The 17,310-nt window shown below is 45.5% G+C and carries 13 protein-coding genes; 1 reads left to right on the top strand and 12 read right to left on the bottom strand.

Translation table 11 applies throughout. From position 1 onward, the window contains the following. The 5 genes from GQY27_RS21710 to GQY27_RS10575 all read right to left on the bottom strand — a co-directional run. A partial coding sequence (locus tag GQY27_RS21710; RefSeq protein ID WP_236570558.1) for an AAA family ATPase occupies positions 1 to 250 on the bottom strand: 250 nt, incomplete at its 3' end. After that, positions 247 to 1,431 carry an exonuclease SbcCD subunit D gene (locus tag GQY27_RS10590; RefSeq protein WP_160034104.1) on the bottom strand — a complete coding sequence of 395 codons (1,185 nt, stop codon included), beginning with the start codon at positions 1,429 to 1,431 and terminating at the stop codon, positions 247 to 249. The genes GQY27_RS10590 and GQY27_RS21710, both read right to left, overlap by 4 nt. A gap of 30 nt (positions 1,432 to 1,461) precedes the next feature. Next, the gene (addA, locus tag GQY27_RS10585; RefSeq protein ID WP_160034102.1) at positions 1,462 to 5,601 is read right to left on the bottom strand and encodes a helicase-exonuclease AddAB subunit AddA; all 4,140 of its coding nucleotides are present in this window, start codon (positions 5,599 to 5,601) and stop codon (positions 1,462 to 1,464) included. After that, on the bottom strand, positions 5,598 to 9,110 hold the full coding sequence (gene addB, locus GQY27_RS10580) for a helicase-exonuclease AddAB subunit AddB (protein ID WP_160034100.1): 3,513 nt from the start codon (positions 9,108 to 9,110) through the stop codon (positions 5,598 to 5,600). Before addB ends, addA begins: the two co-directional genes overlap by 4 nt. A 301-nt stretch (positions 9,111 to 9,411) precedes the next feature. Further along, positions 9,412 to 10,779 carry a class I SAM-dependent rRNA methyltransferase gene (locus GQY27_RS10575; protein WP_160034098.1) on the bottom strand — a complete coding sequence of 456 codons (1,368 nt, stop codon included), beginning with the start codon at positions 10,777 to 10,779 and terminating at the stop codon, positions 9,412 to 9,414. Positions 10,780 to 10,910: 131 nt separating this feature from the next. Here GQY27_RS10575 and GQY27_RS10570 point away from each other — a divergent pair, with 131 nt between their 5' ends. Next, entirely contained in the window at positions 10,911 to 11,876 is a 966-nt protein-coding gene (locus GQY27_RS10570) for a Na/Pi cotransporter family protein (protein ID WP_160034096.1), read from the top strand. Between the two features lie 102 nt (positions 11,877 to 11,978). Here the strand turns inward: GQY27_RS10570 and GQY27_RS10565 are convergent, their stop codons facing one another. The 7 genes from GQY27_RS10565 to GQY27_RS10535 all read right to left on the bottom strand — a co-directional run bounded on the left by GQY27_RS10565 (position 11,979) and on the right by GQY27_RS10535 (position 17,226). After that, positions 11,979 to 12,416, bottom strand: a complete 438-nt coding sequence (locus GQY27_RS10565) for an NUDIX hydrolase (protein WP_160034355.1) — start codon at positions 12,414 to 12,416, stop codon at positions 11,979 to 11,981. Between the two features lie 94 nt (positions 12,417 to 12,510). Continuing rightward, positions 12,511 to 13,854 (bottom strand): tRNA (N(6)-L-threonylcarbamoyladenosine(37)-C(2))-methylthiotransferase MtaB, encoded by a 1,344-nt coding sequence (mtaB, locus tag GQY27_RS10560; RefSeq protein WP_160034094.1) that lies wholly within the window; start codon positions 13,852 to 13,854, stop codon positions 12,511 to 12,513. Positions 13,855 to 13,856: 2 nt separating this feature from the next. Further along, positions 13,857 to 14,627 (bottom strand): 16S rRNA (uracil(1498)-N(3))-methyltransferase, encoded by a 771-nt coding sequence (locus tag GQY27_RS10555; RefSeq protein WP_160034092.1) that lies wholly within the window; start codon positions 14,625 to 14,627, stop codon positions 13,857 to 13,859. A gap of 190 nt (positions 14,628 to 14,817) precedes the next feature. Next, entirely contained in the window at positions 14,818 to 15,495 is a 678-nt protein-coding gene (locus GQY27_RS10550; protein WP_160034090.1) for a site-2 protease family protein, read from the bottom strand. A 3-nt stretch (positions 15,496 to 15,498) separates the two neighbouring features. Further along, positions 15,499 to 16,461, bottom strand: coding sequence for a 50S ribosomal protein L11 methyltransferase (gene prmA, locus GQY27_RS10545; RefSeq protein WP_160034088.1), 963 nt, complete (start codon positions 16,459 to 16,461; stop codon positions 15,499 to 15,501). Positions 16,462 to 16,629: 168 nt separating this feature from the next. Further along, positions 16,630 to 16,827 carry a YfhD family protein gene (locus GQY27_RS10540; RefSeq protein WP_160034086.1) on the bottom strand — a complete coding sequence of 66 codons (198 nt, stop codon included), beginning with the start codon at positions 16,825 to 16,827 and terminating at the stop codon, positions 16,630 to 16,632. 36 nt (positions 16,828 to 16,863) lie between these two features. After that, the gene (locus tag GQY27_RS10535; RefSeq protein ID WP_160034084.1) at positions 16,864 to 17,226 is read right to left on the bottom strand and encodes a hypothetical protein; all 363 of its coding nucleotides are present in this window, start codon (positions 17,224 to 17,226) and stop codon (positions 16,864 to 16,866) included. Positions 17,227 to 17,310 lie beyond the last annotated feature (84 nt).

Genomic DNA, 17,310 nt, shown 5'->3' with positions numbered 1-17,310 from the left:
ACTGGAGTTCAAAAGTGAAAGATACAAACAAGGTATCCTCTGCCTGATTCATAATTCCCTGCGTACCATTCACAGCTCTTTCCACTTTACCGTACATCGCAAGCGTAATGGCATCAAGAATGGTTGATTTTCCGCTGCCGGTGGGTCCGAAAATTCCAAACAGCCCCGTTTCCGTCAGCGTTCTGAAATCAATCTCCTGTACTTCTCGGTAACTTTGAAGTCCAGATAATTTAAGTTTGACTGGTCTCATTCAGAGTCACTCCCTTCCCCTGCATGGCCGTCATCTTCATTAACGAGTTCCAAAAACAACTTCACCAGCTGGTCGTCCGGTACTGCCCCGCCCGTCTGCCGCTGGTAGAATCTTCGAAAAACTTCATGTACCGGCAGTTCGGACCTTGCTTCATTCATCTCGGAAGTGATCGTTTCTGGATAAATCGGCCGAATATGAATAATTCCTTCCCTGCTTTTACGGAGTTTCTGAATCTCTGCAATCGACATTGCTTCTTCCAGGGATATCTCCAGATCAATGTAAGCTGTCTTGTCCCGTTCTTCCTCAAGCCAGCGGTATACTTCAGCAAGACCTCCGCGGGCTTTCCACCGCACTAAAGGTTTGCCGCTGCTTAAATACACTTCATTAGCTATAGCCGGCTGACCAGGTGAAACATCAACCATCACTACTGATTTCGTCTGACCTGCTTCTGAAAAGCTATAAGATAAAGGTGATCCACTGTAACGAATCATCCCCTCTCCTTTCACAAGCTGTGGCCTGTGAAGATGTCCAAGCGCCGTATACTGCGCTCCTATAGACAAGGCAGAAGGATCCACTGTATAAGCACCGCCGACTTGTATTGGTCTTTCTGAGTCACTCTCAAGTCCCCCAAGCACATAAATATGACCCATAGACAGGTTTACTGTATCGGGCTGAAAGCTATTACCTAAATGCCTCATGAGCTGCCCCACTCGTTCACTATAGGCAAGCCGCATACCCTGCTCGTCTCCATCCTCCGTAAACAATTCATTAAGTCTGGATTCAGAGGGATAAGGAAGTGCCGCAATTTTAGCGATTTCTCCGGTTCTTTGGGCATGCATCGTAATAATATCGGAAGTGGGTAAACCGACCAGTGTAATTCCCCTTCCATCTACAAGGGGGGATACCGAAGCCACCCGTTCAGGCTGATCATGGTTTCCTGCAATAACGACGAGTGGTCTTCCTTCAGAGGTCAGCCTAGCGACAGCGTCATAGAAGAGCTGCTCAGCAGCAGCTGGAGGATTCACTGAATCATATACATCGCCTGCCATAAGAATGGCATCTGCTTTTTCCTCATTCGCAAGTCGAACCAGCTCGTCCACAAACTGCTCCTGCTCCTTTAACCGACTGCGGCCTTCCAGTGTTTTTCCGAAATGCCAGTCTCCCGTGTGCAATATTCGCATTTGTTCATTACTCCTTTTGCCCTCATTTTCCTAGAGCTTTACTGCCGTATCTGCATCAAAAAAATAAAGCCATTTCTCATCTATCTCATAACCTAAAATATCTCGTAAAGCTCTTGCATAAAGATCAAGCTGAAACTCATAGCCCTTTGCAAGGGTGTCGATCCCGCCCCGATGCTCAAGTACTCTATCGGTCTTGTAATCTAGCAAAATTCGTTTGCCTCCCACTTCAAATAGACAGTCTACAATCCCTTGAATGAGTACTGTCTCTCCGTGGAGGATACTCGGTTTCATCCGATTCTCTTCTTCTATAGACGAATGATGATGAAAATCAAGCAGAGTCTCATCTGCAGGAAGTCCGTAGCTAAACGGCATTTCTCTTCTCACCCAGCCCGTCTTTTCTGCTTCTATCAAAGCCATACCCGGTTCACTTTCGAAAAAACGTACAATTTGAACCGGATCAATCGCTTCAGCCTGATTAGGAAGCAAGATATGACGCTCTACCAAACTAGCAATGACTGCCTTAGCTGTGCTGACCGTTAATCCGGGTTCAGCGGGTACGTGCTGCATTAAGGTATGATAGACCGTTCCGCGCTCCGTCCCCGTTAACCTGGATTCTTCCATAAACTTCGGTCTACGCAAATGCAAAGTAAATTCATCATTTACAGCAAGTCTGTTGTTTTCTTCATGAAGAATCTTCTCTTCTATTAGCCCCAGCGGCGGATGCTCTTGCATCGCAAGGAGTGCTTTCATCTCCGTCACCGATGTACTTGCTGCTGTATGGGCACTAGCCGTATATGGATAAGTCCAGCTAAGCACCTCATCAATTTTCCTTTTTTGGTTTTCGGATTCTCTAGAAACGGACGTCTCAACAGGTGACAGATTCATTAGCGCACGAGTGACCTGCTGCCGATCTTCATTTATTTCATCCGCGGCTTCGTTCATAGAAGCATCCAAGGAAGAAGATACAGATTCTGCAGACAATACGGAAATACGCCATCTTGAATCATCTTGTACAAACATACCGGGCTGCCCTAAATCTCTGCCCATTTCCTCATCTCCGATTCCTGCAAGCGCACGCAGATGCCATGCATCTGGATGCCTGAACACAGCGGGGCCGATCCAATCCATATAGCTCCGTCCTGAAGCCAGCAGTGTTTCTGGAAGCAGAAGCGCCTGATGATTTTGAATCTGAGACCAGTTCATCGCTTTTTGAGCGGCATCTTTTACCGTGCCAATAAGAATCATTTTTTCCTTAGGACGTGTCAAAGCAACGTAAAGCACCCGCATTTCTTCAGCTAATAACTCCGCATGAGCCCGTCTACGGATGGCAAGGCTTGCAAGCGTAGGATAGCTGACCCTGTTCTCCTCATCCACAAACCTTGGGCCAAATCCAAGCTCTTTATGCATCATAAATGGTGCATTCAAATCTTGTTGATTGAACATTTTGGACATGCCCGCGACAAAGACGATGGGGAATTCGAGCCCCTTACTCCGGTGGATGGTCATAATGCGGACCGATCCTTCTGTATCCGCTGCAATACCTACTGCGCCGAGATCTCCTCCGTTATCCTTGAGTCTTGAAATAAAAGTAAGGAAACGGAACAATCCTCGATTCGCTGTGGAATTCTCATATTGTTTTGCACGATCATAGAGAGCTTTCAAGTTACGACTGCGCTGCACTCCGCCCGGCAAACCGCTGACCCAATCCAAGTAACCGGTATCCCGGTATATACGCCAGATTAATTCGCTCAAGCTGCCGCTTCTCGCCTCATGTCTCCACTCTTCTAGAAAATCAGAAAATGCAGTTAGTTTGCGAAGCAGATTTGTTTTGAACGGTAAAGAATCAGACTGACTCTCTTCTATATGATCATCAGTCCTTGGATCGCCTAGGGTCTCGACCACTTCAAGTGCTGCGCTTGCTTCCTTTATCCCGAGATCAAGAGTCATCTGTGCCTCTAATTGCTCTATATCATCAGTTTTCTTACTGGATATGTGCCCGTTGTGACTAAACTCATTTGTTTCTTTCTCTAGATTTGTTCCGGTTTCTTTCTCCAAATTATCGATAGTGTTGCACATAGCATCATAAAAAGAAAGCCGTTTACCTGCAAGCCGAATGACAGCAAGTTCCTCTTCATCTAGACCTACAATTGGAGAACGAAGTACAGATGCGAGCGGTATATCCTGCTGAGGATTGTCCACGACTTGCAGTAATGAAAGCATGATCTCAATTTCAGTTGCCTGGAAAAAACCTTTGTTTTGATCACCGATTACGGGAATACCTTCCCGCTTCAGTTGTTCCATAATAAGCGGAGTCCACAGCTGAGCAGAGCGCAGGAGAATGACGATATCGCCATATCTTGCAGGTCTCATCTCTTTCGTGTTCTTATCATAGACAGGAAGCGGATTTCCGGTATTGCCAACCATTTCATGAATACGGGCAGCAATGACCCTTGCCTCGAGCTCTGCTGTCTCCATCTCAAGCTGTTCTATAACTTCATTCGCAGCTCCATCTTCCCCTGCATTCTCAGGCTGTTCCGGTACTTCCGAACCGGCCCTGTCAATCAGGATAAGTTCGGGTGTGTATCGCCCGTCCTCTGGTACATCAGGAAAAGAGGCTCCAAATGATAAAGCAGCTGCATCATCATATTCAATTTCAGCCACGCCTACATTCATGATCTGTCTGAACAGCATATTTACGGCACTTACAACTTCAAGCCGGCTGCGGAAATTCCGTGCCAGATCAATCCGAAGGCCATCACCTTCGCCCTCCGTATCATAACGGCGATACTTATCCAGGAAGAGTCCTGGCTCGGCTAGACGGAAACGATAAATACTCTGTTTTACATCCCCCACCATAAACCGGTTTCCGGGTTCTTTACGAGAGATTAAGCTTACGATATCTTCCTGTACTGTATTTGTATCTTGATATTCATCAAGTAATACTTCATCAAATTGCTGCTGATACTCTAATGCTGCATCCGATGGAATGATCTGTTCTGGTGTAGATTCAGCATCTCGTAAGATTTGGAGCGCGTAATGCTCTAAATCACTGAAATCGACCACACCTCTCGCTTTCTTCTCTTCCGTAAATACACGAGCAAATTGATTAACGACAGATGCCAGCTCTTCCATAAGAGGTGCCGCTTTATTCATTTCATCAAAAAACTGTTCGGGTGTACGACCAAATAAAGCCGTTTTTAGTTCCATAACGGTCTTTTTGGCAGCTTCTCTGCGCTCTTTTGCTCTCTCTTGCAGACCAGGATCAGCCTGTCCCTTTCGGACCGCCTTCAGCTTGCCGAACTCCGATTGATGGAAAACATCATATAGTTCATCCCAAGCACCATTTTTCACCCTGGAAAGCAGTTCGTTCACCATTTCAAGATCGCTGTTAAATGTCTCTGCATAAGCTGCAGGACCCTCCGGTTCTTTGGCGATACGCAGTGCCTGCTCAAGCAAAAGGACCGCGCCGCCCAGAGCAAGTTCCGCATCACGCATAATACTTTTCACCCAAGTGGACTGACCCAGCTCCTCCACTGAATTCACACGGAAGGAAGCTGCCATTTCCTCAAGCCAATAAGATGGCCATGAATGACTCCGCGAGAAATCGTACAATTTTTGCACAAGCCGGTACATTGCATCATCACTGCGCTCACCGCTGAACCAATCCACGAGCCTGCGGAAGGTACTTCCTTCGCCTTCTTCACTGTATTTTTGTTCAAACAGTTCCATCAGCAGTTCTTGACGCATCAGCTCTGCTTCATATTCATTCAGAATACGAAATCCTGGGTCCAGCGGAATCTGCTGATAATATCGGCGAATAATCTCCATACAGAATGAATGAAGGGTTGTGATTGAAGCTCGGCCGAGCACACTCAGCTGACGGCGCAGATGTTCGTTCTCTGGCTGCTTCTCAAGCGCTGTTTCCAGTGCATCCCGGATCCGCTCGCGCATCTCGGAAGCTGCTGCCTTGGTAAATGTAGCTACGAGCAAACGGTCTACACTAAATCCCGCATTCTCATCTGATATCTTACGAATGATGCGCTCGACAAGCACTGCTGTTTTCCCTGAGCCGGCAGCTGCAGCCACCAGCATGTCTTCTCCGGACGAAGAGATTGCTTTCCACTGATCATCACTCCAAAAGCTTCCTTCCGGTTTAGGTATACTTCTCATTCTTCTTCTCCCCCTTCATGCTGAAATAGATCCCATGCCTGCTGTTTAGCAGGCTTTCGAATGAGATGATATTCGTTCCCAGGCAGACCCTCGTCAAACTGACACACGGATTTGAATGGACAAAATGTACATGCGGTTTCCTGCTGCATTCGGAAAGGTTCAATCCCAACCTCACCTTCGGTAATTCTTGATCCGATTTCTTGAATTGTATTTCGTACAGAGCCCAGCAGTAGGCCCCACTGCTCTTCGGTTGCTACGGAAGCGCTGCTGTAGAAACCTCCATCTGCCTTAACGGCCACAGGTAAAATAGAGGAGTATCCTTTTTCCAGCGTGTTGTCCATCTTCGCCACCACATCCCGGTCGGCTAGCAGCAGCCCTTTCATTTTGAATCGTTTCAAAAGCTCTTGTTCTGCCTGCTCTTGTGCCAGCGCATTGGCTGAAGTCAAAAGAGGGTTATGCACATGGAAATAAAGTACTCCTGCAGGATGTGCTTCCGTTCCGATCCACTCTTCGGCATAGGTTAACAGCACATCAAGATACGTAAGCATCTGGAGCGATAATCCGTAGAATACTTCATGTAGTTTAAGATCCGTTTGACTGGATTTATAGTCAATCACTCGAAGTAAAATATCTCCGTATTCTCCTTCTGCTACATCTACACGGTCAATCCGCCCCACGATCTCCATGACAACTCCGTTTGCCAATTCGAATGTAAGCGGCGGCAGCAATTTATCTGGTCCAAAATCGAGTTCGAGTGCCAGCGGCTCAAAATTCCCGCGTTTCGACTGTTCTCCTAAGATGATGGAAGCTCGGCTGACAATGTTTTTTAGCTTTCTAAAAATGTATCCATACCGAGCTGAACTCAGTAAAATTTCACCTTGCAGCTGAGGTGCAAGTACATCTACCGTTGCTTCTGCTTCCTGTACACATTCCTCTTTGGTCAGTGCGCCCCAATTCCGATTTTGCTCTTTAAGCCGGCTTGCCATCTTGCTCAGCGCCGCATGGAACAACTGTCCGATATCCGGTGCTTTCAGGCGATAGACTTGACGCTCTTTCAGCTTCAGTCCATGTGAAGCAAAGTGAGAGAATGGACACATTGCAAAACGTTCCATACGAGAAACACTTGTCTTCAGCTTGTTACCATACAGCTTCCTGCTGGTAGCCTTAGTTAGAGACCTTGTCCGGTTCTCATAGAAAACAGATCCAAGCATTCGCTCGAGTCGTATCTGCTTGTCCGGCTGATATAAATACCAATTATATACATCCCACCAAACAGCCGGTATTGCCTGACCCCTGCGCCATTCTCGAAGCTGGCTGATCAAATGAGCCATGGTCTTATCTGAATGTGTTATATACTGCTCATGTTCTTCCGATGAATCGCTTGACGCTGGTTCGTCCAGCAATGTCTTCTCTTTTAGCTCCGGAAACATCCGTTTCAAATAACGAATCATTTCAGATGGATGAAGCGCCTTTCCGTCCTCATCACTTTGAGGGTAACTTATCCATAATTTATGGCTTGGCTGAGTAAAAGCACTGTAGATTAGAAAACGTTCATCCTGCATCTTCCGATTTATATCGGGGCCAAGCTGCATTCCATATTCAGTGAGAGCTGCCCGTTCGGTTTCCGTGAGGACGCCATCCTCTGTTTGTATTTGCGGAATCACCCCATCAACTGCTCCAAGGATGAAAATATGGCTGACGTTTCCTGTGCGGGATCTGTCCATGGAACCTACGAGAACTTGATCCAAAGCAGGCGGAACTAAACCGAGTTTCAGCTCTGACAAGCCTGTTTCCAAAATGCCGGCAAAAAGTTCTGCATCCATTTTTTCTTCGCCCATCATTTCTACGACTTGATCCAAAAGTTCAAGCACCGCTCCCCACATCCCGCGATGTTCTCGTGCTTTTTCCGGCTTACCTGTCTTGAGCGCCTCATGACTTCGTGCATCAAGTTTATTTGCAATTTCCGCCTCTTCCAAAAGCAAAAATAGAGCCGAACAGAACTCTTTTGCTGTTTTTGCTTTTTTGACTCTTTTCTCAAAAGCAAACAGCGGAGAAGTAATCACCTCTCGGCACCTTTCAAGCATCTGAACCGTTTCACGGCTTGCCTCTTCACGCTGAGCCTCTGCCCCTTCTTCTTCTTCCAAAGATAAGCTTGGGGCGGCTCTCCACGGTTTCCCATCCGTCCACCGATATCCAGAGATCCCGCTTGCAAGCACATAATTCTCGAGTATGTCCATATGATAACGGCTGACTGAGCCATCAAGTGGAAGAAGCAGATCGGTCTTGACCGCACGGAATACATCCTCATACCGCCAGCGATGCCGCACAATGTCCATTGCTGATCTCAAGAATTCTGCTAATGGATGATGAAGTTCATCTCTGCGTTTATCGAGAAAATAAGGAATATCGTAATCTTGGAAGAGAGGGGATATTATATTTTCATAAGCTTCTATATTTCTCACCAGGACCGCGATATCCCGGTAACGGACGTTCTCTTCACGTACAAGTCGTCCTATCTCTCTTAGCATCCCTTCCACTTCAACTCGGCTGTTCGCAGCACTGCGAATCTCAATCCCGCCGTCATCCTTGCCTGCTGGCATCACTCTTCGCTTCTCAAATCCTGACTCTAGATGAGCAAGTGCAGAAGAAGCAAAACGCGGCGATTTCTCCGGTGCAAGTACCGTCGTACGAGTGGATTCACCAAGTTCTGATGCTATCCCGTTCAGCTTGATATAAGCGGAAGCCGACGGATAGAACAGGTTTAACTCCTGTGGTTGTTCCCCTTCGCCATAAGGACGGTCCAGGGTTAAGGCAATGGTTACAGATCTAGCATGAATAATCAGCTGCCGAATCACCGCAAGTTCCTGCGGAGTAAAACTGCGAAACCCGTCTATCCATATATCTGCGTCTTTCACATAATCCGACTCAGGAAGCTGATGACCAAGTTTCACAAGTGTATCCTCTTCATCCATATGAAAACGAGATACTTCGTCCTCAAAATCACGATAGATGGCAGCAATATCATGCATTTTATGACGTAAAATCGTTCCTGCTCCCGGAAGCTGTTCTGCATTTTTAAGCTCTTCTTTAATAGCCCGTTCCGGTTCTCCATAGCGTTTCAGTTCGGCAAACAGATTGTTTAAATGCCCTACAAACCCCATCTGACCACCTGATGCGGAGAAAATTTTGAGCTCGTCTTTGCGCCGTTGTACAATTTTGTACAGCAGCATTTTCTTACCTTCTGAACCAACGGGAATCAGTGCAGAACCGCTCGTTTCCTGCATAACCCGGTAACTAAGTCTGCGAAAATCGAGTACCTGAGCCCGGACTGAGCCTTTAATCTCATGGGAGCGAATCAGTGTTGTCTCTGTCTGAAAGGAGGCTTGTTCAGGAACAATCAGAATGATGGGTTTCCCTCCAGGATTCTGACGAAGTTCTTCCGTGATCTCCTTAATGATTGTACTGCTTTTTCCAGTGCCTGCACGGCCTATAAGCATATGAAGAGGCAATGGTCACCCCTCGCTTTCTCTCATTTTTTTATGTGTGAAATATTAATTATTCATCTCTAACCGATCTATAAAATATCTATGATAATATCTATGAAAACAGGAGAATATCTTTCAATATGCTCCTTTAACATGCTTTTAACATTCTGTCATTCAGTATACCATACCTCTGGGAATAGGAACATGCGTTTGGTAATAGAAGCCAGTGAAGCAGGCTCTATGCAAAAAAAGCACCTGCTACTCTTAGAAATAAAGAGTAGACAGATGCTTTTTTCTCATCTAACCGCTTGCGGCTGATTCTTATTTATGATTTAGAACGCACTTCAAAGATGGCAAATTTCAGATAATGTCCTTCATCTACCCCTAAAATTTGCGGATGATCTTTACCCGCTGCACGCCATTCTAGCAGACGCAGAATTTTACCCGCATCTGCAGCTGCATCTTGAATGGTTTCAAGGAACAGATCTGGGCGCATATGATAAGAACAACTTGCAGTGACAAGATATCCGCCTTCGTTGACAAGCTTCATTCCGTGCAGATTAATATCCTTGTATCCACGAACAGCGCCTTTTACTGCGCCTCGTGTTTTCGCAAAAGCTGGAGGATCAAGGATAACAACATCAAACGTTCGTCCGCCTCCTGCGGTCATTGCTTTGGAAGTGTCGACTTTTTTATCGGCTTTCGCACGTTCTGCACGTTCTTCAAGCCCTTTGACTTGATTTCTCAAGTACTGGAACGCATCATCCACCACGAATTCAACACGGTCTTCAAAGCCATTCAGCTTCACGTTCTCACGTGCACTCTCAATGGCATGTTCTGATATATCAAGACAAGTCACTTGTTTCGCTCCATATTTGCAAGCATTCAGCGTAAAGCTGCCTGTATGTGAGAAACATTCGAGAACCGTAGCTCCATCCCAATAAGGGAAGGTAACTTCTTTTCCACTTTTATTCACAGGTACACGTGTCATTTCTCCGTCTTTTTCTACTTCTTGCAAAGTAATTCCACTTCGATGACCCCAGCCCTTCATCAGCGGCTGAATGGCAGCTCTATTCTCGCGTTGATCAAAGAAATAACCCGTCTTTTGTCCTTGCTCGATGTCGACTTTGATAAGCAGTCCATTCTCAGTTACGGTTACATGCCGCGGACATTCCCCATAGAGCAGCCCTTTGACTTGTTCCAATCCTTCCAGCTCTCGAACACCTACATCGCTGCGCTCGTAAATCCCTTTTGGTTTCACTACTTCAACCAAAGCTTCTACAATTACATCACGGCACTGATCCATAGCAAGCGTTAGCAGCTGTACAACAAGTACATCTCCAAATCGATCAACGGTTAAACCTGGTACAAAATCCGCTTCTCCATAAATCAAGCGATATGCGTTACCACCCGTTACGAAACGTTCCCGGTGCTGTAATGCCTGCTCAAATCTACTTACAAAAAAGTCTTTGTCCATCGCTGTAATGGGTTCATAAGATACTACCCTCACTGTAATTTGTGAAGCAGGATTATAATAACCGGTAGCAAGATAACGGCCTTGATGATTTTTCACTTCTACCAGTTCGCCTGGCTCGGGCTGACCTTCTACCGACTCTATTTCATTTTTAAATATCCAGGGATGTCCCTGTTCAATACGTTTCTTACGGCTTTTCGTAAGGACTACAGATGCCAAAATACGTACAACTCCTTTTATCAATCAAAACTAGATCTCATGAAGAGCTCTCCCTGCTTGTCATGGTCGTCCCTTATTGTACATAAGATGGAAGAAGAGACAAGTCGTGCGAGAGAAGGTGCAATGCCCCTATGATTAGATCTGTTGTGTTCCCACTCATTTATGGTCTTATCCTGTTCTTCGCAGGGATGAAACTGATGGAAGTCTCTCTCCATAAGGCAGGCGGACGTTCTCTTGCCACTTCTTTGGAACGGGCTACTTCCACTCCCCTTAAGGGTATGCTGTTCAGTACAGGAATTACGGCTGTGCTTCAAAGCAGTACAGCCGTCACAGTGCTGACCATTGGTTTAGTTAACGCGAAACTTCTGAGTTACGCGAGGACACTCAGTATTATTCTCGGCAGTAATATTGGTACCTGTATTACCACGGAACTGTTGAGTCTCCAGATTGGAAAATACGCTTTACCGATGTTACTTTTCTTTTTGGGGGCCTGGGCTATAACCGTCATGCTAGGAGAAACAAAAGCAAGCAGACGTGTTTCTGCTTCGATATGGAACATCCAGTATGTGCTTCTTGCAGGGGCAGGCTTTTCCCTTGTTATGTTAGGTATATTTGTCATGCAAAAAGCAGGCCCCGCCTTGGAACAAGGAGGGCTTTTCCCTTGGTTTATTCACCAGGCGAGTCATAGCGTCTGGTGGGGCGTGATCGCCGGGGCATGTCTTACCGCGATTGTACACAGCAGTGCAGCAGTGATCGGCATGGCCATTGGACTTGCCAGCTCGGGTGTACTCCCCCCAGAAGTGGGTATCGCGATTGTACTCGGTTCCAATGTCGGAACCTGTGTTACCGCGGTCATGGCCGCAGCCGGAGGAAGCAGAGCCGGTCATTTTGTCGCTTGGTCTCACGTCTTGCTAAATGTCTCAGGAGCACTGCTGTTTATCCCGCTGATTCACTGGCTTTATGAAGCAGCTGCCTATTTCACCAGTGATCCCGGAGCACAGATTGCACATGCACAGACCATTTTTAATATCGTATGTTCCCTGCTCGCCCTGCCGCTCTGTTATCTTAAAATATGGGATCGTTTAGAGCAAAAATAAACACACCTGGCATTTCTTTTGCACCCAGAAAACATTTTTCCAATAAAACATCTTACAGGTGAAAACATTTCGTACCCGAAATATACCGCCTGCTTTTATCAGCTACTTTACTTCAATACCAAGCTTTTGAAGGGCCTGCTTCAAAATTTTATCGTTGTTATCGTAGCCATTTTGCTTTTGCTTTTCCCAAGCTTCCAGCGGTTTATACCATGCGACACCTTTAATTTCTTCAACCTGTGGCTGCAAATCTCCACTTAGTGCTTCTACGAGGTAATAGTGAACTTCTTTATCCACGGTTCCAAGAGAAGCATGTTCATACGTATATTTAATGACATCTACGGGTTCAATGATTTTGCCGATCATGCCTGTTTCTTCCTGAATTTCACGCAGTGCCGTTTCTTCAATCGTTTCCCCTGGCTCCATTTTTCCTTTTGCCAGTGAGATTTTAGCATATCTGTCTACGATCAATTGAATTTCAAGACCTTCTTCTGTATTTCGGTATACGACTCCACCCGCTGAAATTTCTTTAGCTGCCATAATGTCGATTCTCCTCTCTTTGGACAAACAAGGATTTCAGCAACCTAGGGATCGAGGTGGTTCCTCTTCCTAAGCAGTGAAATCCTTGCCATCTTTTTTATATTATAATCTCAGCTTGGTTTTCCATCACACGTACGAGTTGTCCTTCGCTTGCGTCCACACCAGCCTTCGTCATTTTGACACGGCACAGCTGACCTACAAGTTCTTCAGAACCGTCAAACTCCATTTGGATGTAGTTATCACTATATCCATGCAGTCTGCCGCTGACTCTGCCTTCTTTAGCGTTTCCTTCCGGGATAACTTCCAGCACCTCGCCCACAAATTTCTGAGCATAAGCCAGCTTCATGGAGTCAGATAATTGTAAAAGTTCCTGAACGCGTGCATTCTTCACTTCTTCATCTACTTGATCTTCCATGCGCGCAGCCGGAGTACCTGTACGTTTGGAATAAGGGAACACATGCATCTCAGAGAAATTGATGGCTTTCATGAGTTCGTATCCATTTCGGTACATTTCATCTGTTTCCCCCGGGAAACCAACAATTACATCCGTTGTAATCCCTACTTCCGGCATGGCTTCACGAATACGCAACATTTTGTTATAGAACTGTTCTGTCGTATACTTACGGCGCATCCGTTTCAGGACGTTATCATCCCCCGCTTGGAGCGGAATATGAAAGTGGCGGCACATTTTCGAAGAGCGGTTTAGCACATCGAGCATACGATCGTCGATTTGGCTAGCCTCAATGGAACTAATCCGAATACGTTCTAGACCATCTACACGGTCTAAATCCCATAAAAGACTCGACAAGTCATAATTGTCCAAATCATCACCATAACCGCCTGTATGAATACCGGTTAATACAATTTCCTTGTATCCGGCTTCTACGAGCTGATGAGCCTGCGTAATAATACTCTGCGAATCACGGCTGCGAGATAACCCTCTTGCCCATGGGATAATACAGAACGTACAGAAATTGTTGCACCCATCTTGAATTTTCAAAAATGCCCGGGTACGATCTGCAAAATCAGGTACGTCCATTTCTTCAAACACACGTGTTTTCATAATATTCCGTACTGCATTAACCGGCTCACGAGTTTGCTTGATTTGGTTGACGTACGGGATGATTTTATCACGGTCCTGGTTACCTACAACAAGGTCTACTCCAGGAATATCCATAATCTCAGCTGATGAAGTTTGTGCATAGCAACCTGTTACTGCAATAATAGCGTCAGGATTACGGCGAACAGCGCGGCGAATAATCTGCCGACTCTTTTTGTCACCTGTGTTCGTAACCGTGCACGTGTTAATCAGATAGACATCGGCTGTCTGAGAATCGAAATCTACCTGCTCGTACCCTGCATCTTTAAATTGTTGCCAAATGGCTTCAGTATCATAGAAGTTAACTTTACAACCCAAGGTGTAAAACGCCACGGATGGCATAATTACATTCCTCCCATTTCCTCAGTTTCATATAAGATACATGTTAAAGCCAGTATCCCAGCCGTTTCTGCACGCAAAATTCGTTTACCTAATCCAACTGACTTCGCTCCAGCAGCTTCTGCTGCTTCAGACTCACCTGTAGTAAATCCGCCTTCTGGGCCCACGATTACAAGAACACGCGGATCTAGACTTGGATCTGCTTTTAGTTTGTCAGCGAACGGCTTCACCACATCGCGCAGCTGCAATCCTTGTTCTTTTTCATAACAATAACATACGAGATCATAGTCTTCAAAAGAAGCCAAAAGCTCTTTCCATGACTTTGATTCTGTAATCTCCGGAATTTTGTTGCGATGGCTTTGCTCGGCTGCTTCTTTGGCAATTTTCCGCCAGCGCTCCAGACGTTTGCCTTCTTTCTTGGCATCATACTGTACGATGGTTCGCTCCGAGACAAAAGGAATAAACGCAGCGGCTCCAATCTCGGTGCATTTCTGGATGACAAGCTCCATCTTGTCCCCTTTAGGCAAGCTTTGGGCAATGGTTACCGAAACTTTAGGTTCATGGTCCATAGGCAGCCACTCTAGGATAGACACCGTTACTTGTGAAGCTTCGATCTCCGAGATTTCAGTCAGCGCTTCCTTTGTAATTCCGTTGCTTACGATCAGCTTATCCCCTGGCTTGCCGCGCATTACCTTTGTAATATGTCTTGCATCGTCGCCAGTAATGATGGCTTGATGTTCCTCCAGCTGATTTGGTTCAATAAAATAACGCTGCATGGATCTATGATCACCTGTCTTTTCATATCAATGGTTTAGATTAAAATACAGTGCTTGTCATGAAAATGACCACATTACATGTTACAACTTTTCAGGCCTTCTGACTACCCTTAAAAGACTGGCAGCAGAGACTTCCTGGGCTGTGTACCCATCATCCCTGCCACCCCTCTTTTTTATGATTGTTCTACGATTAAGCAAAAATCGTCATGATCATATGTGCAATTCCCACATACCAACTCATTGACAACTCATATAAAGGAGTAATGGTGTAACGGCTCAGCGGGGTAATAACAAGAATCAAGAAAATCAACATAGACCATTGTTCCAATTTGTGCAGACTCATTCGCGCGGAAGGAGACACAAGTTCCTCAACAATTCGGTACCCGTCAAGCGGAGGGAGAGGAATGAGGTTAAAGAAAAACAAGAAAAAGTTCGTTACATTAAAAATAGAGAAAAAAGTGGAGATGGCAAAAACAATTCTTTGGTTCTCGATGGATTCCATAACTCCAAACTGAACAAGAAGTGCATACGTAATCGTACCGAGAACAGCAAGAAGCAAGTTACTCAGAGGTCCAGCCGCTGAGACAACCACACTCATCATACGGCGTTTCTCAAAGTTATCCCGATTTACCGGGATGGGACGTGCCCATCCAAATCCGGCAATGACGAGCAGCAGCAGTCCAAAAAGATCAAAATGAACTGCTGGATTGAGTGTCATACGTCCGAGCAATCTTGCTGTTGGATCCCCAAATTTATTAGCAAAGTACGCATGAGAAAACTCATGGACCGTAAATGCGATAATAATCGTCAGAATAAAGAAAGGAAGACGATCTAGGTCATAGAAGAAAAACTGATTAAGAACGTCCATTTTTTATTTCCTCGACACAAAAGCGAGCCAATCATCTTCACGGTGGATATCAATGATGTCGAAACCGGCTTCTTTCAGTGCTTTCTGTACAATTTCTTCTTTGTTCTTCCAGATACCGGAAGCGATATATAAACCGCCAGGTTTCAAGCCCTGATACACATCTCCGATAAAGAGCAAAATCACTTCAGCAAGAATATTAGCAACAACTACATCAACTGGCATACTTACTCCAAGTGCATTATCCTGTTTGTCCAGTATGGACAGCAGGTCACTTTCATAGACGGTAATGTCGTGTTCGAGTCCGTTCAGGCGACTGTTCTCTTCCGCACTTTGCACGGCAACCGGATCAAGATCAAGCGCTAGTACATGTTTTGCTCCCAGTTTTACCGCGCCAATCGCCAAAATTCCTGATCCCGTACCTACGTCGATGATTTCCTCACCGCCTTGGAGATATTGCTCAAGCGCACGCAGACATAAAGAAGTCGTTGGATGTGCTCCTGTTCCAAAAGCCATTCCCGGGTCAATCTCGATAATTTTTTCAGCAGGGCTTGCAGGAACATAGTCCTCCCACGTAGGCTTAATGACCAGTTGATCTGATACTTTTAGCGGTTTGAAATATTGTTTCCACGCATTTGCCCAGCTGTCTTCATCTACTTGCTGTACCGAGATATCTGCCTTTCCAGCATCAATATTAAACTCCTTCAGTTCTTCGATGCGAGGATGAATGGCGTTCGTTACTTCTGCCATATTCACTGTATCTGCAAAATACCCTTTAATTACAGCTTCACCTTCAGGAATATCATTCAGCGGTTGATCATACAGTTCTCCATACTCCGTTGATCTCTTTTTGTTCAGTGTCCCTGATTCTTCAATGGATACACCGCCTGCACCTGCTTCGTGCAGAAAATTGGAGATCATCTCCACGGCTTCTTCCGTTGTATGTATTGTTATTTCATTCCAGATCATAAGTTTATAATTTCCTCCCCTGTCTTCATCTTTCCCATTGTACTATATATCCTGCAAAGAGCACAAAGACTCTGTGTTCATCATGTTCACAGTTATGTCCAGGTGCCTATCCGATTATAGCAGCACATAAAAAAGCACCGGCCTTGAGCCGATGCTTGCGCTTCTTTCTTATTTCTGTCCAAATCTGAAATCATGTAAATCTTTAGTCTGACGACGATCCGCCGCTGCACTGCGGTTCAAAGCTTCAATATCTTCAAGATCCGCTTCTATACTGCTGAATTCCACATCTTCCACCTTAGAGGATTGTAATTCTTTTATTTTTTCAGTTTTTGTCTTCACTTTATCAATCCGTTTATTATGCGACATTTGATCTTCCTCCTTACAATGAATTTAATATTTGTATTAAATAAATCCACCCGACTGCTCGATAATGGCAAGTGCCTCGTGATGTGATGATTCATCAACAACCACAGTTAACAGAATATCTTTTCCTGTAGGACCGCCTCCGCCTCCATCACTCATTCCGCTCGCTGTAACGTCGGCAGCAGTAAGAACTCCTGCATCTTTTGTAAAGGTGCCGTCTTGGGTTACAGAAGCGAGGCTGCTCATGGTACTTGTCAAAATTGGCTCATTACTGCCCTCTCCGGCATATCTGCTGAAACGGTCGATTGACATATGTTCCACTTTTAATCCTTGCAGCTTTGCAGCAACACTCTGAGCTTGTTCAGGGGTATTGAAGTAAGCGAGAATATTTTTTTCTGTCACGTCAGTACACCGCCTTTTTTCATCTCATAAGGAATCCAAAGATCATGTAAAGTTCAAGTTTAGATTACCGCATAACCTGTTTTT

The sequence above is a fragment of the Paenibacillus sp. An7 genome (assembly GCF_009870785.1).
In the GTDB taxonomy this organism is placed as follows: domain Bacteria; phylum Bacillota; class Bacilli; order Paenibacillales; family Paenibacillaceae; genus Paenibacillus.
This window is presented reverse-complemented; position numbering and strand designations above follow the sequence as displayed.

Excerpts from the sequence above, each read along its gene's own strand:
- prmA (WP_160034088.1), bottom strand. The coding sequence starts at position 16,461 with ATGATCTGGAATGAAATAACAATACATACAACGGAAGAAGCCGTGGAG.
- GQY27_RS10555 (WP_160034092.1), bottom strand. The coding sequence starts at position 14,627 with ATGCAGCGTTATTTTATTGAACCAAATCAGCTGGAGGAACATCAAGCC.
- GQY27_RS10540 (WP_160034086.1), bottom strand. The coding sequence starts at position 16,827 with ATGTCGCATAATAAACGGATTGATAAAGTGAAGACAAAAACTGAAAAA.
- GQY27_RS10550 (WP_160034090.1), bottom strand. The coding sequence starts at position 15,495 with ATGGACGTTCTTAATCAGTTTTTCTTCTATGACCTAGATCGTCTTCCT.
- GQY27_RS10590 (WP_160034104.1), bottom strand. The coding sequence starts at position 1,431 with ATGCGAATATTGCACACGGGAGACTGGCATTTCGGAAAAACACTGGAA.
- addA (WP_160034102.1), bottom strand. The coding sequence starts at position 5,601 with ATGAGAAGTATACCTAAACCGGAAGGAAGCTTTTGGAGTGATGATCAG.
- mtaB (WP_160034094.1), bottom strand. The coding sequence starts at position 13,854 with ATGCCATCCGTGGCGTTTTACACCTTGGGTTGTAAAGTTAACTTCTAT.
- GQY27_RS10570 (WP_160034096.1), top strand. The coding sequence starts at position 10,911 with ATGATTAGATCTGTTGTGTTCCCACTCATTTATGGTCTTATCCTGTTC.